Source organism: Pseudomonas sp. RW407, assembly GCF_003176655.1.
Taxonomy (GTDB): domain Bacteria; phylum Pseudomonadota; class Gammaproteobacteria; order Pseudomonadales; family Pseudomonadaceae; genus Pseudomonas; species Pseudomonas delhiensis.
The window spans coordinates 1-19,295 of the sequence record NZ_QGSL01000005.1; the positions used below are offsets into that span (position 1 = coordinate 1).

Below are 19,295 nucleotides of genomic sequence, written 5' to 3' on the forward strand. Positions count from 1 at the left end.
CGTAGGAGCAACTGTCTTCTGGGCTCCCTCGTTCGCGGGGGTGACTGGATCAAAATTCGCGTCTCCCATGTCGCCCCATTGTAGGAGCGGGCCCTGCCCGCGATTCGCGCGCAGGGCGCGCTCCTACAGGGGAATGGCATGGCTCGGCCCGCGTAGGATTCATCCGCGATGCCGGCCAACAGGCCGGCCCATTCAACTCGCGAACCCTCAATGCCCCCGCAGCGGCGGTGCATCCAGCTCCGCGGAGAACACGTCGTCCTCCAGGTCGTTGCCGGGAATCGCATGCTCCTCGGCGGCCCAGGCGCCCAGGTCGATGAGCTTGCAACGCTCGGAGCAGAAGGGGCGGTAGAGGCTCTTGGCGCTCCATTCCACCGGGGCGCCGCAGGTCGGGCATTCAACGGTCAGGGGCTGGCTCATGGGCGTCCTCCGCGCAGGCTGAGATAGAAGTCGTGCAGGCGCTCCACTTCGCGCTGCAGGTGGCCGAGATCGCGGTCGTTCAGCAGTATGTCATCGGCATGCTTGAGGCGGTCGTCGCGTTGCGCCTGCGCCTGCAGGATGGCGCGCACCTGTTCCTCGGGGACGTTGTCCCGACGCACGGTGCGCTCCAGTTGCAGGTGCTCGGGGGTATCCACCACCAGCACCCGCTGGGCCATGCGGTGCTGCCCGGACTCCACCAGCAGCGGCGAGACCAGGATGGCATAGGGCGACTCGGCCTGCGCCAGGTTGCTGGCGATCTCCTGGCCGATCAGCGGGTGCAGCAGCTGCTCCAGCCAGCGGCGCTCCTCCGCGGACTGGAAGATGCGCTCGCGCAGGGCGGCGCGGTTGAGGCTGCCGTCGGGCAGCAGCATGGCTTCGCCGAAGCGCTCCACGATGCTCGCCAACGCGGGCCGGCCGGGCTCGACGACCCAGCGCGCGGCATGGTCGGCATCCACCATGTGCACGCCGAGGTTGGCGAAGTGGGCGGCGGCGGCGCTCTTGCCGCTGCCGATGCCGCCGGTGAGGCCAAGGATCCAGGGTTTCATCGTACTCCTCGCGCCTGGCTCCCCGTCGTCCCGCGAACGCCGGGCCGGAGAGGCAGCGCTCGAGCAGGATTACCGGAAGCCGGCGAACTGCAGATAGGTAGTGGTTATTTGATCACCCCAGAGCAGCGCAATCCAGCCGGCGATGGCCAGATAGGGCCCGAAGGGGATCGGCGTGCCGGTCTCGGCGTTGCGCAGGCGCAGCAGAATGACCCCCAGCACGGCCCCGACCAGGGACGAGAACAGGATGGTCAGTGGCAACACCTGCCAGCCGCCCCAGGCGCCGAGCATGGCCAGCAGCTTGAAATCGCCATAGCCCATGCCTTCCTTGCCGGTCAGCAGCTTGAACAGCCAGTACACCGACCACAGGCTCAGGTAACCGAACACCGCCCCCCAGAGCGCATCGCCCTGGCTGGCGAAAAGCCCGAAGTAGTTGACGATCAACCCCAGCCAGAGCAGCGGCAGCACCAGCGCATCCGGCAGCAACTGGTGGTCGACGTCGATCAGGCTCATGGCCAGCAGCCCCCAGGTCAGCAACAGCATGGCCCCGGCCTGCCAGGTAAAACCGAAGTGCCAGGCAACGAAACCGGAGAGCAGGGCGGTGGCCAGCTCGACCAGCGGATAACGCGCACTGATCGGCGCCTTGCAGGCCGAGCACTTGCCACGCAGGGCCAGGTAGCTCACCACGGGGATGTTCTCCCAAGCGTGGATCTCATGACCGCAATGCGGGCACTGGGAGTTGGGCAGCACCAGGTTGTAGGTGGCCTTCTGCTCGGGCTGGGGCAGGGAAAGCGCATCCCGCGCCTGCTGTTGCCATTCCAGCTCCATCATCTTCGGCAGGCGATGGATGACTACGTTGAGGAAGCTGCCGATCAGAAGGCCGAGCAGGGCGGCGCATAAAACAAAGGCCAGCGCGTGGCTGGCCAGGAAGTCGAGTACAGGCATGCTTAGACGACGGAACCCAGTTGGAAGATGGGGAGGTACATGGCGATGATCAGGCCGCCGACCAGTACGCCGAGGACCGCCATAATCATGGGTTCCATCAGGGTGGTGAGGTTGTCGACGGCGTTGTCGACTTCTTCTTCGTAGTAACTGGCGACCTTGTCCAGCATCGAGTCCAAGGAGCCGGACTCCTCGCCGATGGCTGCCATTTGCACGGCCATACTTGGAAAAACGCCGGTGGTGCGCATGGAGAAGTTGAGCTGAGTGCCCGAAGAAACGTCCTGCTTGATCTTGTTCACCGCGTTGCGGAAGACCACGTTGCCGGTGGCGCCAGATACCGAGTCCAAGGCTTCTACCAGTGGCACGCCGGCTGCAAAGGTAGTCGAAAGGGTACGTGCATAACGGGCTACGGCAGATTTATAAATGATACCGCCGACAATTGGTAGTTTAAGAATTCCGCGATCAACTGAGTCTCTGAATTTTTCTGACCGCCTGTGGGCTTCTCTGAGAGCGAAAGCAATGATGAACATTGCTATCAATACAATAAACCACCACTTCTGTAACGTCTCAGATAGGCCAATAACCATCTGTGTAAAGGCAGGAAGCTCAGCGCCAAAGTTGGCAAAAACAGACTGAAATTGAGGGACGACTTTAATCAAGAGGATCGCTGAAACTACAATTGCTACAACTACCACAGCGATGGGGTAGGTCATCGCCTTTTTGATCTTGGATTTCAGGGACTCAGTCTTTTCTTTGTAAGTCGCCACCCGGTCCAGTAGTGTTTCCAGTGCACCAGACTGCTCACCTGCATCCACAAGGTTGCAATAAAGATCATCAAAATACTGTGGCTTCTTGCGCAATGAGTTGGCTAGGCTATTACCCGCAGCGACCTCCTGCTTGATATCTTCGACCAACTTCCTCATGTTGGGGTTGTCGAAGCCCTCGGCGATGATGTCAAAGGACTGCAATAGGGGGACACCCGAGCCCATCATGGTGGCCATCTGCCGAGTGAATAGGGCGATGTCCATGGGCTTAATCTTCTTGCCCTTGCCTAACAGCGAAATGCCTTTTTTGCGTACCTTGGTCGGGTTGATGCCCTGCTTGCGCAGTTGTGCCTTGACCAGTGCAGTGTTGGCGCCGGAAAGCTCCCCTTTTACCTTCCCGCCCTTGCGATCCGTACCCTCCCAGGTAAAGACGCTCATCTTCAGTGCTTTTTCCGCCATGGATTAATCCTTGGTCACGCGGTTGACTTCCTCAAGGCTGGTAATGCCTTGCATGGCCTTGAGCAGGCCTGAGGTGCGCAGGTCATTGAAGCCTTCTTTGCGGGCTTGCTCCGCGATCTGAATGGAGTTGCCTTCTTCCATGATAATCCGCTGCAACGCCGGCGTGATTTTAACCACTTCATAAATACCCACGCGGCCCTTGTAGCCGTTCTTGCAATTTTCGCACCCCACGGGGGAGTACAGCTTGAAGCTGCCGATCCGCTCCTCGGGGAAGCCCTCGTGAAGCAGGGTTTCGCGTGGGATATCGTGCTCCTTCTTGCAGTGGGCGCAAAGCTTGCGCGCCAGGCGCTGGGCGATGATCAGGTTGGTCGAGGTAGCCAGGTTGAAGGAGGCCACGCCCATGTTCAGCAGACGCGTCAGGGTTTCCGCGGCGCTATTGGTGTGCAGCGTGGACATCACCATGTGGCCGGTTTGCGCCGCCTTGATGGCGATCTCGGCGGTTTCCAGGTCGCGGATCTCGCCTACCATGATCACGTCCGGGTCCTGGCGCAGGAAGGCGCGCAGGGCCTGGGCGAAATCCATGCCCTGGCGAGGGTTGACGTTGACCTGGTTGATACCCTCCAGGTTGATCTCCACCGGGTCCTCTGCGGTGGATATATTGATGTCCGGGGTATTGAGGATGTTCAGGCCGGTATAGAGGGATACCGTCTTGCCCGAGCCGGTGGGGCCTGTCACCAGGATCATGCCCTGGGGCTGCTTGAGGGCTTCCAGGTAAAGCTCTTTCTGCTCCTCCTCATAACCCAGCGCATCGATGCCCATCTGTGCGCTGGCCGAGTCGAGAATCCGCATCACGATCTTCTCGCCCCACAGCGTAGGCAGGGTGTTGACGCGGAAGTCGATGGACTTGCTCTTGGACACACGCATCTTGATACGGCCGTCCTGGGGCTTGCGCCGCTCGGAAATATCCAGGCCCGCCATTACTTTGAGGCGCGCGGAAATCCGGCTGGCCAACTGAATCGGTGGTTTAGCCACTTCATGCAGCATGCCGTCGGTACGGAAGCGCACCCGGTAGATTTTCTCGTAAGGCTCGAAGTGCAGGTCGGACGAGCCTCCCTTGATGGCATCCAGCAGCATCTTGTTGACGAAGCGCACCACCGGCGCGTCATCTGCATCGCCGCCAATGGTCTCTTCCTTACGCTCGGCGTCGCCGCTTTCGATGTCCAGGCCTTCCAGATCGACGTCGCCCAGGTCGTCCAGCCCCCCGGTAGCGCTCTCGAAGAGCTTCTCGATTGCATCACCGAGTTTGTCGTCCTCAACCAGAATAGCTTCGGTGGTCAGGCCTGTACTGAACTGGACATCCGTGATGGCCTGGTGGTTGGTTGGGTCGGAGATGCCGACAAATAGCTTGTTACCTCGACGCCACAATGGAATGACGCGGTGCTGGCGAACCAGCTTTTCGCTGATCAGTTCTTTGGGAATGCCTTCTTTGTCGATGGCCCCTAGGTCGCAGAAGGCTATGCCGAACTGATCCGCCGCCAGTTCGGTCAGTGGCCGGCTTTTGACCAGCTTGTTCTGTACCAGGTAGGTCACCAACGAAAGCTTGTTTCGTTGAGCCTGCTGCTGGGCTTGCTGGGCGCTCTTTTCGTCCAACAGATCAGCGATCACCAATTGGCGGGCGAGGCCGGAAAGCACGGCTTGATCGTTCATTGGGGGCAAATATGCGAGTTGAGTTGGACAGGACTTATAACGCACGAGGGCGATGGTGCCAAATGCCCATCATTGAAGGTGCCATTTTTTGTCAGAACCTGCCCTCAGACGATGTTCTCTTCATGGGGCTACGCCTGTAGGTCGCGGCCTTCAGCGCACGGTGATGTCTGGCACGATCTGTGCTTTTTTTCTGAAAGGTCGATAGACCTCTTCCCATTTCAAGGAGAGTTTCATGAAGGCTCAAAAAGGTTTTACCCTGATCGAATTAATGATCGTTGTCGCGATCATCGGTATTTTGGCTGCTATCGCCCTGCCGGCGTATCAGGACTACACCAAGCGTTCTCATGTGGCCGAGGGTCTGTCTCTGGCTGGTGGTGCTAAGGCTTCTGTGACTGAGTTTTTCTCCTCCCAAGGCAAGTTCCCGCCGTCTCAGGCTTCCGCTGGCTTGGCTACTGCTACTGACATCAAAGGTAATGCGGTCAAGTCGGTAGGTGTGACAGCCAATACTGGTCTCATCACCATTACCTTCAACGACAAGGTTGATGATGGCAAAACTCTGCTGCTGAGCCCGACCACTAGCTCTGGCTCCATCACTTGGAAATGTAAAGGTGGTACTGTAGAGACCAAGTATCGTCCGGCCAGCTGCCGTTAATTCTTGGTTTTCGTTGTATAAACGCCCACCCCTTGGTGGGCGTTTCCATATTTGAGATTTATTACAATGCGCCTGATGTCTCGCCATCTTCCCTTGGCTATGCTTCTGCTGATTATGGGGTTGACGGCTTTCTGCTATTTCCCAGGATTGAAAGGCGGTTTTCTCTTCGATGATTTTCCCAACCTCAGTGATCTTTCCGCCTACGGTGGAGTAGTGGACTGGGAAACCTTCAAAAGTTTCGTATTCAATGGTTGGTCTGGCCCCAGCGGTCGTCCTGTCGCATTGGCTAGTTTTTTATTGAACGACAATGCATGGCCCAGTCAGGGAAGCTATTTTAAGTCTACAAATCTTCTGATTCATTTGCTGTGCGGCTTATTGTTGTGCTGGTCCACCTTTCTTTTGCTGCGCTTGTATAATTATCCAAGAGATAAGGCAGAGTGGGTCGCCATTCTTACTTGTGCGCTCTGGCTGCTACATCCTTTTTTTGTTTCTACTACCCTTTATGTTGTCCAGCGAATGGCTCAACTGGCAGCGTTGTTCAGCCTTGTTGGTATAGTCGGTTATCTAAAGGGGCGGTTAGCGCTAGCTCAGGGCTATGCCAAGCAAGGGTACTGGTTGATGAGTGTTTCTCTCATCGTAGGGACAGTGCTGGCAACCTTAAGCAAAGAAAATGGCATACTTTTGCCGCTCCTTCTGGGATTGATTGAGTTTTGCAATCCGAGTCAAAGTAGGCTTGATTGGCGCTGGCGCCTTTTTTTCATTTGGATGCCTTCATTTTTAATTATAGGGGTATTGCTGAGTTATCTAAATTTTTCGGCAGAACCCTGGCCCAATCGCTCCTTTAATCAGATTGAGCGTTTGTATAGTGAGTGTCGCATTGTCGCCGAATATCTGATGAATCTGGTGGCTCCGCGTATAGAAGGGCGTGGTTTGTTTCAAGATGGTTTTTCTGTATCTAGTTCGCTGCTGCATCCGCTCTCAACTCTTTATTCGTTCTTGCTATTGCTCTGCTTGCTTGCTCTGGCTCTATTTGCGCGTAGACGTATCCCTTTACTGGCCTTGGCTATTCTTTTCTTCTTTGTCGCGCATATAGTGGAGTCAACACTCATTGGGCTTGAATTGTATTTCGAGCATAGAAATTATTTGTCTGCGTTGTTTTTGTTTCTTCCGTTGGCGCTGTTCATTGTTTGGTTGGCGGATAGAGTCAGTGTATCCGTTTCTGTATTGGTGGCTGTGTCGGTAATCCTGCTTTTAGCCTGCATGACTTGGCAGCGCGCTGAGCTATGGGGTGATACCGATCGCCTAGAAATGTACTGGGCGAACAATACACCAGAGTCTCCTAGAGCACAGAGCACTATTGCTTGGCGCTTGAATCGGCTTGGCCGAGGGGGGGACGCTCTTGTATTTATTGATCAGGCTTCACAACGTCTACCCGATAGTGCTCTGCTGACCATCAACGGGCTGTTGCTGCGAGTCGAGCAAGGGGTTGCGATTAACGCAGATTTTCAAGCAGCTGCGCTCCGCCTTTCTCAACAACCCTTTGATGCCCAAGCAGTTAGAGGTGTCCGTTCGCTTGCTGAAGTTATTGCTCGCGAAAGAGTTCTGGCCCGCTATCGCGAGCCTAGTGTGGAGCTTTTGGAGCGTATGGAAACCAGCTCTCGTTATGGGCGCTTTGCACTTTTCCGCCGACTGACACCATATCTGAAAGGGAAGCTGCTCCTATCGCAAGGGAAGCGCCAGCAGGCCTTGGCGAATTATTCCCTTGCTATCAGTCGATACAATGATACCGATGCAGCGATGATGATGGTCGCGGAAGTGGCTAGTAGCGGTTATGCAGAGGGTGCTCTGCAGTTGCTCGATCAGGCGGAGAGGGTCTACCGCAAGCAACCCACTTTCAAGCTGAAAAGATCCCCTGAAGTGTATGAGGCGGAATTCGAGCGTATACGTTCTCTTATATTAGGATCCAGCCAGATGCAGTCGTCGCGTTCGAAATTTAATCTAGTAGGTATTATCGATGAAGCTTAGTGTTGTTCTTCCGGCGAAGAATGAATCAGAGGCAGTCGCTAATGTGATTGAGGGTATTCGGGAGCTATATGGTGACGCAGAAATTATCGTAGTTGATGACGGTTCCACTGATGCTACCGCTAAAATTGCTGAAGGGGTTGGTGCTAAGGTTGTCCGGCATTTGTATTCGAAAGGAAATGGCGCAGCGATCAAGTCTGGGGCAAGGCAGGCAAGAGGTGATGTCATCGTTTTCATGGACGCTGATGGTCAGCATTCCCCGTCAGATATTCCGAGGCTGCTAGAGGCTCTGGAGGAGGGGCATGATATGGTAGTCGGTGCGCGTCAGAGCGGTTCTCAGGCCAGTATGGGCCGAGGTTTGGCCAATGGCTTCTATAATAGTCTGGCTACCTACATGACTGGGCATCGTGTCGAGGATCTTACCTCGGGGTTCCGTGCCGTGAGGGCGCAAAAATTTAGAGAGTTTCTCTACCTACTACCAAATGGTTTTTCATATCCAACTACCTCTACCATGGCGTTTTTTCGGGCGGGCTATTCGGTTTTCTATGTTCCTATTCATGCAGCGAAAAGAGTTGGAACTAGCCATATAAAGCCATTCAAGGATGGTGTGCGATTTTTGCTGATAATTTTCAAGATTGGTACGCTTTACTCGCCCTTGAAACTGTTTGCACCGATAGCAGCTTTTATAATGATCTTGGCAACATTTTGGTATGGATACACTTATCTTTTACACGGGCGCTTCACCAATATGAGTGCTCTTCTTTATACCGGAGGGGTAATGATATTTTTGATGGGGCTAATTTCAGAGCAAATCACAGCACTTATGTATAAGGATTCAGCAGGGCAGGATCGGAGCTAGTTCACGCGGGGATGAGCAGATGGGATGTCTGTCATGCTTAGTAAGGTGCTACCTTTCATGAGCAAGTGCTTACAGAGAAACGGTGGTTCCTCCTCTGGGTGGGAGGCACCGTTGCGCGCTGCAGGGTTGGGCACATTACTGAAACTGCTTTCAGCTGCTATGGCATTTTGCTCCAGTATCGTTTTTGCTCGCGCCCTAGGAGCGAGCGAGTTCGGTGTGTACTCCTTCGTTAATGCATGGGTATCGTTGCTTGCGATCTTGGCGGGACTTGGTTTTCCCCAGTACCTGATTCGAGAGGGTGTGCAGGCGCCGCATTGTCTAGCGTGGATGAGAACCTTTGCGGATCAACGAGCTTTTCTCTGTGGTGGAGTGTGTGCTCTTGTCCTTGTTATATTCGGCACGTTAGCTCAGCTGAGATTCGATAGTCATATCTTCCTGGCAGCAGCCCCGTTGCCATTGCTCTTGGCGTTGAGTAGTGTTCGTCAGGCATTGTTGCAGGCTCAAGGTTGGCTGGTGCGTAGTCAATGGCCATCCTTGCTCCTGATACCGACAGTGTCCTTTCTTCTCTGCTCAGTTTTATGGTTGTCGCAAGGCGGAGTAAGTGCCGCGCAGCTCATGTCGATTTCGACGATTTCTGCGGCGATAGCACTTTTGATCAATCATTTGCAATTTCGCCAGGCTGTGTCGCCCAAGGTGTCGCAGGAGGCTGCTGCGCTGCGAGTTGGGCAGGCTTTTCCATTTATGCTGCTGGCTTGCACTTATTTTGTTTCCAGCCGAATCGATCTGATCATGCTGGGGATCAACAGCAAGCCACAGGAGTTAGGGATTTATAGTGTTTCCTCTAGGGCCGCAGAGCTATTGGTTTTTTTGAGTATGGCTTCGGTTACAGCAGTGGCTCCAAGTTTTGCCCGGCTCTTGGCATCGAAGAAAAAGGATGAGTTGCAGTTGTTGGTGACATCGCTAGGGCGGCGACTGGCTTTGTTGACAGTGCCGCCTGCCTTGATCATTTTTATCTTCGCTCCCCAATTGGTTCCATTAATATACGGGCACAGTTATGCTGAGGGTGCGACTATCTTACAGATACTGATTGTTGCTCAGTTAGTTGCCGTGCTTGGCGGTCCTCTTGGGACTTTGCTAAATATGTCAGGCAACGAGAAGTCTCATCTGTTTGGTGTTGCGTTGGGTGTTCTACTGAATATCTTGCTAAATACCCTGCTATCTCCGCGTTACGGTGCCATTGGTGCGGCTATCGCCACCTGCGGTAGTATCCTATTTTCACGTGTTGTTCTACTGCTGCAAGTTCGCCAGCGACTGGATATACGACCTACGGTCTTGGGTGTCTGAAGGTTTTGATGAAAATTTTAAATAAAATACCTGTACTCCGGATTCTTAGTAGATATTGGCGTGAGATAACTCGTCCGGCTCCATTGCAGGAGTTCGAGGACTATGAAACTTACTGGCAGATGCGAGTCCAGGAGCAACGTACAGCCAAGGAGATGGATCGCTATCGCCTGATTGCCGGCGCACTGCCGATAAACTCGTCTGTTTTAGATGTCGGTTGTGGTGAAGGAAGCTTTTTACGCTACTTGTCGCGCAATCGACCGGATTGTAATGGGCATGGAGCGGATATTTCTTCTACTGCTCTAGAGAGGTTGGCCGCTTCAGGTATTAGGACGACCCAGATTAACCCGCGGAAGCGACTCGTTGAGCAATTCACCGAAGACTGGGATGTCGTTGTATTAATGGAGGTGATTGAGCATGTGGTAGATGCAGAGGATCTGGTGCGACAAGTTATCGAACTTGCTCCGCGTCGAATTTTCATAACGATTCCCAATGCCGGTTTCCTGTTGCATCGGCTCAGGTTAATGTTCGGTGGCCGCTTTCCCATTACCACAATAATTTACCACATGCGTGAGCATATTCGTTTTTGGACGGTAAAGGACTTCGAGCAGTGGGCGGCTGTATTGGGAATGCATATTCATAATTGCCAGGCTCAGGTGGACAAACCCGACAGGCTGATACGCTGGCTCAGCAATTGGTGTCCTGCACTGTTTGCGGCTCAGGTCGTCTATGAGCTGAGTCCTAATGTACAAGCCTGATAGCTTGGCCAAGGATTTTTCCAAGGGGCGGGTATCAGTAGTGATACCTACCTACAATGCCGCATCGACTATAGTCGATGCGGTTGAGTCTGTGCTGGCGCAGACCTACCGGGATATCGAGATAATTATTTGTGATGACGGGTCAATCGACGATACTCGACAGCGTCTCCAATTATTGTCTGACTCTAGGGTTCGTATTTTATATAACGATAGAAACTGTGGGGCTGGTATTTCTAGGAATCGGGCCATTGATGTATCTAGTGGGCGCTGGCTGGCATTTCTAGATGCTGACGACCAATGGATGCCGCAGCGTCTGGAAAGGTTGGTTGAGGCAGCAGGTAATGATGACTATGCTATAGTCTTCGACGATATCTTTGAATGTATCTCCACTATTCATGGTTTGAGGCCTTGGCGGCGTTTGCGTGGACCAAAAGCCTTTGGTACCAAGCCTGAGGTTCGAGTGCAGGATATTCCTAGTGCTGCATGGGCCGGTTCTTCTAGGCTACTGATGAAGCCCCTGGTTTCGCGCGCGATGCTGGAGTCCTCAGGAGTACGCCAGGGATGTAGGCCCTATGCCGAGGACTCGGAGTTTATTTTTCGATTGCTGGCCGCTGGTGCTTTTTTACGGTATGTGTCCGAACCCCTGTATCTGTATCGCGTACTGGCTGTCTCGACCAGTTCAAATCAGTCGCGTCACACCCATATGCGCGAGCTTCTCGATTTATCGCTGGGGTGGTTTGTTGACCGACCAGATATGTGTATGGCCATACGGCGTCGCCTTGCACTAGAGGTTCGCCTAGAAGCCTATTTCTTATTCCTATGGGCGTGCCGGTCCCGGCACTTCACTCTGGCGGGACGTTTGTTCTTTCGATGGCCGGGTGCTATTTCATTGGAACTCATGCGTCGATTTGCTCGGGAGGCACCCGTTTGGATTTCAAGATCATTTTGCAAGGTAAGTAAGTGAAGAAGACAGTCATCACTTTTGGGACCTTTGATGTCTTTCATGTCGGACATCTCAATCTCCTTGAGCGTGCTGCAAAGCTGGGGGAGAGTTTGATTGTTGGCGTTTCGACCGATGCTTTGAATATTTCGAAAAAAGGACGTCATCCCATATACCCAGAAGGTGAGCGGGTCAGGTTGATCCAAGCGCTGCGCTGTGTTGACGAAGTGTTTCTCGAGCACTCTCTAGAGCAGAAATTGGAGTACATTCGAGAGTACCGTGCTGACATACTAGTCATGGGTGATGACTGGGGCGGAAGATTCGATTGGCTAATGCCTTGGTGTGAGGTTATTTATCTACCGCGTACACCGTCGATCTCTACGACAGAAGTAATAGAACGAATACGCACTTAGCCTTGTTTCTCGTCGAGGTGGTTTCTTGATGTTTCACAAAGCGATATTTGCAACGGGTGCTGCTTTATTGGCACTGGTATCTAGACTTGTTGCCTACCCACTCACATTGATGATACCTCGTGATTCATTCAGTATTCTCGTTTTAGGGCGCGAGCACGGAAAGTTTTTGGATAATGCTAAGCATTTCTTCTGCTATTTGCAGGACAAAACTCCCGGATGGCGCTGCGCATTCCTAACTGAATCAACCACTACCGCATCCATGCTGCAACAGCAAGGTGTTAAAGTATTACGCTATCCAAGCTGGCCTGCATTCATTAGATTGCTACGTGCTGGCATTCTGGTGGTCGACTCCATGGATTACGGAGAGCATGGGCGAATAGGGCTGATTCGTGGTGCTCGTCTTATTCAGTTATGGCATGGTGCACCACTGAAGGAAATTGAGCTGGATCTTCATCGTCGTCGTTTGGCTCGACTATCTCCCTTTAAACGATGGCTAGTGGGGATGTACAAGGGAGTGTTGGGGAGATATCGACGCACCGATCTGTTGGTCTCTACATCCGAGTATTTCACCGAGAAGGCATTTCAACGGAGCTTTCACGCGAAGAAAATTCTAGCGCTGGGCTATCCAAGGAATGATGCCATGCTCGACGCTCTGAGGCAGTCTGGTGGATTGGTGAATTGCAATGTGGATGCTGTGGCGAGGCAGCGAATTCATGCGCACCGTGAGTCGGGTGGCAAGATCGTGGCATATATGCCGACTTTTCGTAATGGAAAAATCTCCCCCTTCGACACCGGTCACATGGATCTATCGCGTTTGTCTGCTTTTTGCGAGCGTCTTGGGATTTTGTTTGTCCTAAAATTGCATCCGCTCATGCAAGGCCGATATAGTATGGAGAGCTCTCCTTTCTTAGTGGATATTGATCCTGACTCGGATATCTATCCTCTCTTGGCTGGTATAGATATTCTGATAACTGACTATTCGTCTATTTACTTCGATTTTCTTCTCCTTGATCGCCCCATTATTTTCTATCCGTACGACTTGGATGAGTATCTGCGAGACGACAGATCTCTTCTATTTCCCTATCCAGATATGACTCCCGGGGCTCATGCACATACGTTTGATGATTTGCTTGCTTCTCTAGAGAGGCAGGTTGTTGGTATTGATGAATATGCGGGAAGACGAGAGATGGTCTTACGCCTCGCTTTTGACCATCGTGATGCTGCGGCATCAGCTCGTTTGCTTGAGTGCCTCAACTCGATACCAGTATGAGGTATCAGCGTACAGGCAACTCTCGAAGGATCCGCTCAGCAATGTGTTGCCAGTCCATCTCCAGCGGTGTGCTTGCTAGTACCGGCGCCATAAGCTGTTGGGCTATGCTCATGGCTAGGCTAGTGGGGTCATTTGGAGCTGCTAGTACATTCTCGAGCTGCAGTGCTTGAGTCGGAAAGTTCTGTATGAGATTTGGTGTGCGGGTTGCTGCGATAGGAATCTGAACAGCCAAATATTCAGCAATCTTGCAGGATGAGGCCATGTCTAAGAAGTCCGAATTTCTATAGGGCAAGGATAAGACATTACAGCAGCAGAGAGCTATTGCCACTTTTGTATGTGGAATATTGCCTAGATAGTCAACCCAGTCGTCGCTTATATTTAAATTTGCAGATTTATTTCCTGCTAGGAGTAGTCGAATCTCAAGGCCGCTTAGACGGAGATATCGGATGGCAGTCAGCAGATCAGTTAGGCCTCGATCTGGTTCCATACTTCCGAAGTAGCCTACATATAATGAATGCGTGTCGAGTCCTAGGGTTTTTCGGCAATGAGTGCGGTATCTCGGGTAGAATATTTTAGAGTCGATCCCGTTCGGGGCTATACTGAATGTTGCTTTTCGGCTTTGATAGGGCGTGGTCTCGGCTGCTAATACTGTGCTGGCAAAGAGCAGGTGGTCTGAGTTTTTGACTAGGAATTTGAATGGATCGATGCCTATGATTTTGCGATATCCAGGAAAGGTAGTGTACTTGTCGTAAATGTCGAAAGTGAACCCAGCGCCGCTCAGACGAGCAATCATGTATCCCAGCAGTCCGATATAGCAGTCACCACTGGCAATTACATTTCGCGGTCTTCGTCGCAGACTGGTAAGTAGGTGTCTCAGGCTATGCAAGCTGAAGACTGGGAGTGAATGAATTCGCAGGCTCTGGTGATGCTCACTCATCCGTTCCTTGGTGTGATAGTCGATCAGCCAGAGATTGACTTCCATACCTGTTTCCGCCCAGAACCTCGGAAGCTGGTAAATTCTACCAAATTGGTCCTTCAGAGCATCCCTGTTAGTGTAAAAGCGCTTGCCGATGAAAAGTGTGCTCATGATCGGTGCGAGGGAGCGGGCTGCTCAAGCTGATCGAGTACAGCTCTGCCAAAGTTTTCCCATGCGAAGGCTACACTATGACGCAAGCAGGTGGTATGCATACTGCCGGGTGACTTTATTACGCGAAGAGCCAACTGGGCCAGGAATTCATAATCTTCAGGTGGTGCCAGGTAACCCGACTCTCCTTCAGCGACGGCATCTATGATGCCTCCCGTGGCAAATGCCACCGTGGGTACGCCGTTGGCCGCTGCTTCAATTGCTACCATACCAAACCCTTCCGTATCATTGGGAATATGGCGAACAGGAAAAATGTGCGCGATGGCCGACTGATATGCAGTGAGCAGTTCGTCTGTGTTGGTGATTTGTCCGATTAGCCGAACGTTGTTGGCGACACCTGCAGTTCGTGCCACCTCTTCAATGCTTTCTGCCGTCTGGGTATGTGCGTGAAGGGCATCGTTGGGGGTTGAGCCCACTATCAATAGGAGTGCATCTGGACGCTCGGCGACGATGAGGGGAAGTGCCAACTGTACAAATTCGCGCAATCCCTTTCGAGCGGTCAGTCGGCCGACAGAGATGAGCACATCCCTGCCCTCGAGATTGTGCTTTGCTCTGAAATTTTGCAATTGATCGGTAGAGGCTGGAGGGGCTGGCACTGTTACGCCAGGATGTACTAAGCCGATGCGTTGCTCGCTAATTCCTGCTAAGCGGGCAAACTCCGCAGTAGAATGACTATTGGCAATTATGCGGTCCATCCGTCGAAGTGCAGGAAGCCACAGCGTTTTGTAGATTGGATTTTGGATCGTGACATCCAGTCCGTGTACATACGCCACTGCTTTTGCGCCACAAGTTCGGGCGGCTAGCAGGGCAATCGGAGCTGTGAGACCACTACCAGCCATGATGATATGGGGGCGCCATCGCCGAGAGATGCATAGTGCTTGCCTGAATGCACTCGAGAGGAAGCGCCAGAGTGGTCGTAGTGGCACCGGGTTGAAGATGGTGTTGCTTGGCACCAAGAGGGCCGCTTCACTTGGGCCGATGGTCATAACCTGCGCAGCCTTGGCTAGCTCTTGGATCAGATGCCAGTTCAAGCGCTCCATGCCTCCTACTAATGGGGGGAGGTTGCGGGTGATTAGGAGAATCTTCCAGCTTCGGTGCATTTGCTCAGGCACTGACGACATTGGCTGCCCCGGTTAGGCGTCCTCGAGTATCGATTAACAACGGTGAATGCTTCTGCAGCAGTTCGTAGTCGAAGGTATCGTGATCGGTTGTTAGCACCACGCAATCAAAGCTCTGCAAGCTTTGTTGCGTTAGCTCTACCGATTCAAGGTTAAATGAGTAGTCCCGTTTGCTTGGAAACTTTGGTACATGAGGGTCTGAGTACTCCACATGTGCTCCTTTACCCTCCAGTAGTGACATGATTTCCACTGCAGGAGACTCACGTGTATCGTCAATATTCTTTTTGTATGCCAGGCCTAGTACCAGAATACGGCTGCCCTTGATGGCACGACCGCGGTCATTAAGGGCATCCGCTATTTTCTGAACGACCCAGTGCGGCATGTAATGGTTGATTTCGCCGGCTAGCTCGATGAAGCGGGTATTGATGCCGTATTCCTTGGCCTTCCAGGTCAAGTAGAACGGATCAATGGGGATGCAGTGGCCGCCGAGACCTGGTCCAGGAGTGTAGGGAACGAAGCCGAAGGGCTTGGTCGCTGCAGCTCGGATCACCTCATGGATGTCGATTTTCATCTTATCGCAGACGATCTTCATCTCATTGACCAGGCCGATGTTCACTGCTCGGTGGATGTTTTCGAGCAGTTTGGTCATTTCCGCCACTCGTGGGCTGCTGACAGGCACCAGCGTCTTGATGGCGTGAGCGTAGGCGGCCTGCCCCAATTCTAGGCAGAGAGGAGTTTGCCCTCCAATTACCTTGGGAATGTCACTGGTGCCGTAGACGGGGTTGCCCGGGTCCTCCCGTTCCGGAGAAAAGACCAGCGCACAGTCAATTCCGGGTTCGAAACCGTGTTCGCGAAGACGGGGGAGGAGGACTTCCTCGGTGGTGCCTGGCCAAGTCGTGCTTTCCAGGCTGAGCATCTGGCCTGCGCGGAAGTGCGGCAGAATGGCTTCTATTGTGTTCACCACGAAGCTCAGGTCCGGTTCATGGTGGCGATCGAGGGGGGTCGGAACGCAAATGATCAGTACGTCGACCTCTATGCTGCGAGAGAAATCGTCCGTTGCCTCGAAGCCGCTTTCTAGAGCTTTGACAATCTGATTGCTTTCCAGTCGCTCGATGTAGCTCTTGCCCGCGTTGAGCTTGTGAACTTTCTCTGGGTCGATGTCGAAACCTATGACCCGCACGCCAACCTCGGCAAACCGAAGCGCCAATGGCAGGCCAACGTAACCAAGTCCGTAGATGCCGACAACAAAGTCATTGTCAGTGATTTTCTGACGGAGCAGGTCTAGCGCATTCATATCCGACTTCCTGAGAGGATCGACGCGCTATTCTGTCGGACTTTGTCCTGTGGAGGAAACGTGGTGTGGGCGCACGCGGAAAACTGTGATGGCGCTCTCGCCAATGCTGGTTCACGGATGAATCCGGAGCGATTGATTTGGCCTTTTTAGAGTGCTAGCTTACGCCGCGCCGCCGGTGTAGCTCAGTCGGTAGAGCAGCTCATTCGTAATGAGAAGGTCGGGGGTTCGATTCCTCTTACCGGCACCATCTCTGGCAAAGGCCCCGCTTCGGCGGGGCCTTTTGCTTTTTCGGCTCCGAAACCGTCGTATCCGCCGCATGGATGCTATCGAACGGCCATCAGGCGCCGGACTATACTGCCGCTGCCCAGGGAAGCTTTCGGTGAGGAAGGGAGCGGTCTGTGAAGCAGTCGAGTGAGTCCGCCAGGTTCAGCCGTTCCTATGCCCAGCGCGTGCTCTTGCCGCGCGCGGTGGGTTTGGCCGTGGGGTTCTTCTGTGTTGCCGGTGTGCTCTGGGGGAAGGGGTATTCGGCGTGGCTGTGGGGGTTGTTGCTGTGGTTCTGCTACCTGTGGCCCCTGATGGCCTACCAGGTCACCTCGCGCTCATCGCGGCCCAAGGAGCTGGAGCGGCGTTTCGTGCTGTTCGATTCGCTGATGGGCGGGTTCTGGATCGCCACCATCCAGTTCAACGTGCTGCCTTCGGTGATGATGCTTTCCATGCTGGCGATGAACAACACGGCGGCGGGCGGGGCGCGGTTCGTGGTCCAGGGCTTCGTGTTGCAGTCGCTGGGCATGGTGCTGTCCGGCCTGTTGCTGGGCTTCGGTTTCTCGCCCGACACGTCCCAGGTCGAGTTGTACGCCTGTATTCCCATGCTGGTCATCCACCCCATGACCATCGGCCTGGTGCTCTACCGCCTGGCCATCCAGCTGTCGCGGCACAAGAAGGCGCTGCGGGACCTGAGCCGTACCGACAGCCTGACCCAGCTGTTCAACCGCGGCTACTGGAAGGAGCGCCTGCAGCAGGAGTTCGAGCACTGCCGGCAGGCGCAGCAGCAGGCCTCGCTGGCATTGATCGACGTCGATCACTTCAAGGCCACCAACGATAGCCACGGGCACGTGATCGGCGACCTGGTGCTGCGTCGCCTCAGCGAGTTCATGCGCAGCCATCTGCGGGCCGAGGACCTGGCCGGGCGCTACGGCGGCGACGAGTTCTGCGTGCTGTTGCCGCGGCTGGAGCCGGAGGCGGCGCGGGAGGTCCTGGGGCGGCTGTCCCGCGAACTGGCCGCGGAGGCCTGGGAGCGGGTGCCGGAGTTGCGCGTCAGCCTCAGCATCGGCATCGCCGGTTTCGATCCGGCCATGCCCGACGCCACCGAGTGGCTGCGCCGGGCGGACCAGGCGCTCTATGAGGCCAAGGGGCAGGGGCGCGACCGCATCGTCCTGGCTTCCGAACTGGACGCCGCGGCGCGCCTGGCCTAGAGGACAACTGCCTGTTCGGCAAGCTGCTCTTCATCCGTGCGCTGGTCAATTACGAAGGCGAGACAGTGAGCGAATTGCAGGCCGCCTTCCGCGAGGCGGTGGACGACTACCTGGCCACCTGCCAGGAACAGGGGCGGGAGCCAGAGGTGCCCTGCAAGGGATCGTTCAATGTGCGGGTCGGCCATGACCTGCATCTGGCCGCGAGCGTGGCGGCCAACCGGCAGCGCATGAGCCTGAACGACCTTGCCCGGCAGGCGCTGAGCGAATATCTGCAGCACCATGGTTGAGGCGCCGAATACCCTCGAAGAGGCGCTTGCTGGATGAGCTATCGGCCTCGTGGCGCTGACCTGGCCCGTCGCGCCGCTACAGGCCAAGCTCGCTATGCGAGCCGAGGCGGATGATACAGTTGGATGACGTTACCCTTTCAACTGAGACAGAGCCATGGCGGATGAGTCGAGGATTACCCTGGAGCCCGGCAAGCGTGGCGGGAAACCCTGTGTGCGCGGGCTTCGGATAACCGTGGAGGATGTCCTGAGCTGGCTGGCCGCCGGAATGAGCCAGGAAGAAATCATCGCTGACTACCCGGAGCTCGAGCGTGAAGACATTCTCGCTTGCCTGGCCTTCGCGGCGGCTCGCATGAAGCATTCGGCGTGGATCAAGGCGGCATGAAGCTTTTGCTGGACGAGAATCTTTCCCGGCGCATGTTGCCCTCCCTGGAAATGGACTTTCCCGGTTCTTCCCAGGTTGCCTTGCTCGGGCTCGAGCAGGTAAGTGATAGGCGGATATGGGAATACACGAAGCAGCGCGACTACGTGATCGTCACCAAGGATGAGGACTTTCATGATTTGCAGGCAGCTTGGGGATATCCACCCAAGGTGATCCTGCTGGCGATGGGTAACGGTTCGAACCAGTCAATCGTCCAGGCCCTTTGCAATTCGGCAGAGCAATTGAAAAGGAGCCTGGAAGACGAGCGCATCGGCCTGGTGGAGCTGATCTGACCCGCGGCGCCGTTACAGGCTCAACCGCATCGACAGGTCCAGCGCCTTGACGTCCTTGGTCAGGGTGCCGATGGAGATGTAGTCCACGCCGGTCTCGGCGATGCCGCGCAGGGTGCTCTCGTT

The 19,295-nt window shown here is 54.5% G+C and carries 20 protein-coding genes, 1 tRNA gene and 1 pseudogene; 13 read left to right on the plus strand and 9 right to left on the minus strand.

The genetic code is table 11. The features are described from left to right. Nucleotides 1–207: 207 nt before the first annotated feature. The 5 genes from yacG to pilB form a co-directional block, all read right to left on the minus strand. Nucleotides 208–417 carry a DNA gyrase inhibitor YacG gene (yacG, locus tag DK254_RS00470; RefSeq protein ID WP_089390516.1) on the minus strand — a complete coding sequence of 70 codons (210 nt, stop codon included), beginning with the start codon at nt 415–417 and terminating at the stop codon, nt 208–210. Then, nucleotides 414–1,022, minus strand: coding sequence for a dephospho-CoA kinase (coaE, locus tag DK254_RS00475; RefSeq protein ID WP_089390517.1), 609 nt, complete (start codon nt 1,020–1,022; stop codon nt 414–416). Before coaE ends, yacG begins: the two co-directional genes overlap by 4 nt. 69 nt (nt 1,023–1,091) lie before the next feature. After that, nucleotides 1,092–1,964 (minus strand): A24 family peptidase, encoded by an 873-nt coding sequence (locus DK254_RS00480; protein ID WP_109931545.1) that lies wholly within the window; start codon nt 1,962–1,964, stop codon nt 1,092–1,094. A 2-nt stretch (nt 1,965–1,966) separates the two neighbouring features. Beyond that, nucleotides 1,967–3,184 (minus strand): type II secretion system F family protein, encoded by a 1,218-nt coding sequence (locus DK254_RS00485; protein WP_109931547.1) that lies wholly within the window; start codon nt 3,182–3,184, stop codon nt 1,967–1,969. A gap of 3 nt (nt 3,185–3,187) precedes the next feature. Next, a complete protein-coding gene (pilB, locus tag DK254_RS00490) occupies nt 3,188–4,891 on the minus strand; it encodes a type IV-A pilus assembly ATPase PilB (protein ID WP_109931549.1) in 1,704 nt (567 codons plus the stop codon). Between the two features lie 232 nt (nt 4,892–5,123). Here pilB and DK254_RS00495 point away from each other — a divergent pair, with 232 nt between their 5' ends. The 8 genes from DK254_RS00495 (at nt 5,124) to DK254_RS00530 (ending at nt 13,146) form a co-directional block, all read left to right on the plus strand. Further along, nucleotides 5,124–5,543, plus strand: a complete 420-nt coding sequence (locus tag DK254_RS00495) for a pilin (RefSeq protein ID WP_109931550.1) — start codon at nt 5,124–5,126, stop codon at nt 5,541–5,543. Between the two features lie 66 nt (nt 5,544–5,609). Then, nucleotides 5,610–7,568, plus strand: a complete 1,959-nt coding sequence (locus DK254_RS00500; protein WP_177411998.1) for a tetratricopeptide repeat protein — start codon at nt 5,610–5,612, stop codon at nt 7,566–7,568. Further along, on the plus strand, nt 7,558–8,424 hold the full coding sequence (locus tag DK254_RS00505) for a glycosyltransferase family 2 protein (RefSeq protein ID WP_109931552.1): 867 nt from the start codon (nt 7,558–7,560) through the stop codon (nt 8,422–8,424). Before DK254_RS00500 ends, DK254_RS00505 begins: the two co-directional genes overlap by 11 nt. Before the next feature lie 57 nt (nt 8,425–8,481). Then, nucleotides 8,482–9,768 carry a flippase gene (locus tag DK254_RS00510; protein WP_158546384.1) on the plus strand — a complete coding sequence of 429 codons (1,287 nt, stop codon included), beginning with the start codon at nt 8,482–8,484 and terminating at the stop codon, nt 9,766–9,768. Between the two features lie 8 nt (nt 9,769–9,776). Beyond that, on the plus strand, nt 9,777–10,523 hold the full coding sequence (locus tag DK254_RS00515) for a methionine biosynthesis protein MetW (protein WP_109931556.1): 747 nt from the start codon (nt 9,777–9,779) through the stop codon (nt 10,521–10,523). Continuing rightward, nucleotides 10,510–11,487 carry a glycosyltransferase family 2 protein gene (locus tag DK254_RS00520; RefSeq protein WP_109931558.1) on the plus strand — a complete coding sequence of 326 codons (978 nt, stop codon included), beginning with the start codon at nt 10,510–10,512 and terminating at the stop codon, nt 11,485–11,487. The genes DK254_RS00515 and DK254_RS00520 overlap by 14 nt, the downstream gene beginning before the upstream one ends. Then, nucleotides 11,484–11,876, plus strand: a complete 393-nt coding sequence (locus tag DK254_RS00525; RefSeq protein ID WP_109931560.1) for an adenylyltransferase/cytidyltransferase family protein — start codon at nt 11,484–11,486, stop codon at nt 11,874–11,876. The genes DK254_RS00520 and DK254_RS00525 overlap by 4 nt, the downstream gene beginning before the upstream one ends. 28 nt (nt 11,877–11,904) lie before the next feature. Continuing rightward, the gene (locus DK254_RS00530) at nt 11,905–13,146 is read left to right on the plus strand and encodes a CDP-glycerol glycerophosphotransferase family protein (protein WP_109931562.1); all 1,242 of its coding nucleotides are present in this window, start codon (nt 11,905–11,907) and stop codon (nt 13,144–13,146) included. Nucleotides 13,147–13,150: 4 nt separating this feature from the next. Here the strand turns inward: DK254_RS00530 and DK254_RS00535 are convergent, their stop codons facing one another. From DK254_RS00535 to DK254_RS00545, 3 genes are read right to left on the minus strand one after another with little or no spacing between them, the layout of a single operon-like run. Beyond that, entirely contained in the window at nt 13,151–14,233 is a 1,083-nt protein-coding gene (locus DK254_RS00535) for a glycosyltransferase (protein ID WP_109931564.1), read from the minus strand. Continuing rightward, complete coding sequence (locus DK254_RS00540) at nt 14,230–15,411, minus strand: glycosyltransferase family 4 protein (RefSeq protein ID WP_109931566.1); 1,182 nt, start codon at nt 15,409–15,411, stop codon at nt 14,230–14,232. The genes DK254_RS00535 and DK254_RS00540 overlap by 4 nt, the downstream gene beginning before the upstream one ends. Then, nucleotides 15,395–16,702: a nucleotide sugar dehydrogenase gene (locus DK254_RS00545; RefSeq protein WP_109931568.1), complete on the minus strand. Its 1,308-nt coding sequence runs from the start codon at nt 16,700–16,702 to the stop codon at nt 15,395–15,397. Before DK254_RS00545 ends, DK254_RS00540 begins: the two co-directional genes overlap by 17 nt. A 171-nt stretch (nt 16,703–16,873) precedes the next feature. Between DK254_RS00545 and DK254_RS00550 the strand changes: the two genes are divergently transcribed. The 5 genes from DK254_RS00550 (at nt 16,874) to DK254_RS00570 (ending at nt 19,172) form a co-directional block, all read left to right on the plus strand. Beyond that, nucleotides 16,874–16,949: transfer RNA gene (locus DK254_RS00550), tRNA-Thr, on the plus strand. Between the two features lie 151 nt (nt 16,950–17,100). After that, nucleotides 17,101–18,174, plus strand: a complete 1,074-nt coding sequence (locus tag DK254_RS00555; RefSeq protein ID WP_109931570.1) for a diguanylate cyclase — start codon at nt 17,101–17,103, stop codon at nt 18,172–18,174. An 11-nt stretch (nt 18,175–18,185) separates the two neighbouring features. Then, entirely contained in the window at nt 18,186–18,461 is a 276-nt protein-coding gene (locus DK254_RS00560) for a type II toxin-antitoxin system HicB family antitoxin (protein WP_371921080.1), read from the plus strand. A 154-nt stretch (nt 18,462–18,615) separates the two neighbouring features. Then, nucleotides 18,616–18,843 carry a DUF433 domain-containing protein gene (locus DK254_RS00565; protein ID WP_109931572.1) on the plus strand — a complete coding sequence of 76 codons (228 nt, stop codon included), beginning with the start codon at nt 18,616–18,618 and terminating at the stop codon, nt 18,841–18,843. Continuing rightward, entirely contained in the window at nt 18,840–19,172 is a 333-nt protein-coding gene (locus DK254_RS00570) for a DUF5615 family PIN-like protein (RefSeq protein WP_109931574.1), read from the plus strand. Before DK254_RS00565 ends, DK254_RS00570 begins: the two co-directional genes overlap by 4 nt. 12 nt (nt 19,173–19,184) lie before the next feature. On the opposite strand, the pseudogene DK254_RS00575 reads toward DK254_RS00570, so the two are convergent. Beyond that, nucleotides 19,185–19,295, minus strand: a pseudogene (locus DK254_RS00575) (nicotinate-nucleotide diphosphorylase (carboxylating)); the annotation flags it as partial.

Bases quoted from the DNA above. Each gene is read 5' to 3' on its own strand.
- yacG (WP_089390516.1), bottom strand. From the start codon at position 417: ATGAGCCAGCCCCTGACCGTTGAATGCCCGACCTGCGGCGCCCCGGTG.
- coaE (WP_089390517.1), bottom strand. From the start codon at position 1,022: ATGAAACCCTGGATCCTTGGCCTCACCGGCGGCATCGGCAGCGGCAAG.
- DK254_RS00480 (WP_109931545.1), bottom strand. From the start codon at position 1,964: ATGCCTGTACTCGACTTCCTGGCCAGCCACGCGCTGGCCTTTGTTTTA.
- DK254_RS00485 (WP_109931547.1), bottom strand. From the start codon at position 3,184: ATGGCGGAAAAAGCACTGAAGATGAGCGTCTTTACCTGGGAGGGTACG.
- pilB (WP_109931549.1), bottom strand. From the start codon at position 4,891: ATGAACGATCAAGCCGTGCTTTCCGGCCTCGCCCGCCAATTGGTGATC.
- DK254_RS00495 (WP_109931550.1), top strand. From the start codon at position 5,124: ATGAAGGCTCAAAAAGGTTTTACCCTGATCGAATTAATGATCGTTGTC.
- DK254_RS00500 (WP_177411998.1), top strand. From the start codon at position 5,610: ATGCGCCTGATGTCTCGCCATCTTCCCTTGGCTATGCTTCTGCTGATT.
- DK254_RS00505 (WP_109931552.1), top strand. From the start codon at position 7,558: ATGAAGCTTAGTGTTGTTCTTCCGGCGAAGAATGAATCAGAGGCAGTC.
- DK254_RS00510 (WP_158546384.1), top strand. From the start codon at position 8,482: ATGAGCAAGTGCTTACAGAGAAACGGTGGTTCCTCCTCTGGGTGGGAG.
- DK254_RS00515 (WP_109931556.1), top strand. From the start codon at position 9,777: ATGAAAATTTTAAATAAAATACCTGTACTCCGGATTCTTAGTAGATAT.
- DK254_RS00520 (WP_109931558.1), top strand. From the start codon at position 10,510: ATGTACAAGCCTGATAGCTTGGCCAAGGATTTTTCCAAGGGGCGGGTA.
- DK254_RS00530 (WP_109931562.1), top strand. From the start codon at position 11,905: ATGTTTCACAAAGCGATATTTGCAACGGGTGCTGCTTTATTGGCACTG.
- DK254_RS00535 (WP_109931564.1), bottom strand. From the start codon at position 14,233: ATGAGCACACTTTTCATCGGCAAGCGCTTTTACACTAACAGGGATGCT.
- DK254_RS00540 (WP_109931566.1), bottom strand. From the start codon at position 15,411: ATGTCGTCAGTGCCTGAGCAAATGCACCGAAGCTGGAAGATTCTCCTA.
- DK254_RS00545 (WP_109931568.1), bottom strand. From the start codon at position 16,702: ATGAATGCGCTAGACCTGCTCCGTCAGAAAATCACTGACAATGACTTT.
- DK254_RS00565 (WP_109931572.1), top strand. From the start codon at position 18,616: ATGGCGGATGAGTCGAGGATTACCCTGGAGCCCGGCAAGCGTGGCGGG.
- DK254_RS00570 (WP_109931574.1), top strand. From the start codon at position 18,840: ATGAAGCTTTTGCTGGACGAGAATCTTTCCCGGCGCATGTTGCCCTCC.